The organism is Bradyrhizobium sp. 14AA (genome assembly GCF_054185205.1).
This window is the reverse complement of record NZ_JAVAYM010000114.1, coordinates 1-494: the sequence shown is the minus strand read 5'-3', so window position 1 is coordinate 494 and position 494 is coordinate 1. Positions and strand designations below refer to the sequence as shown.

Here is a 494-nt window from a genome sequence, read left to right as displayed (position 1 = left end):
GGTGCGCACCGCCATCAGGTCCTTGATCGAGAAGTGGAGGCCGACGCCGAACATCAGCAGGATGACGCCGATCTCGGCGAGCTGCCCGGCGAGCTCGCTGTTGCCGACGAAGCCCGGCGTGTAGGGGCCGACGAGCACGCCCGCCAGAAGGTAGCCGACCAACGGCGGCAGCCGCAGGCGCTGTGCGACCATGCCGCCGATGAAGGCCAGCACCAGGCCGAGGGCGACGATGGCGATCAGCTCGGTGGCATGCGGCACGGGTGTCGGCTCTCCTGCTCGGTCGCGCGGGCGCGGCACCCCTCGCGGACGGGTCGTCGGCATGCGCCCCGAACGGCCGCCCGGCGGGGACGGAGGACGGACGCGCGTCGCGACGAGGCTCTATGTGGCAAGGTCTTGCCACCCGCTGACCGTTCCCCCGAAAGGAGACGCGACGCGGGCTTGGGACGCGACGCTCAGATGAGGGAGGAAGGGCAGGGGCTGCAAGTCTTTCGCAC

Annotated in this window: 1 protein-coding gene; it reads right to left on the bottom strand. The window is 71.1% G+C overall.

Going from position 1 to position 494, the window contains the following annotated elements; genetic code table 11:
• The coding region (locus RAD15_RS43570) for a cation:proton antiporter domain-containing protein (RefSeq protein ID WP_458184824.1) at positions 1-258 on the bottom strand (258 nt) is incomplete at its 3' end.
• Positions 259-494: the final 236 nt, after the last annotated feature.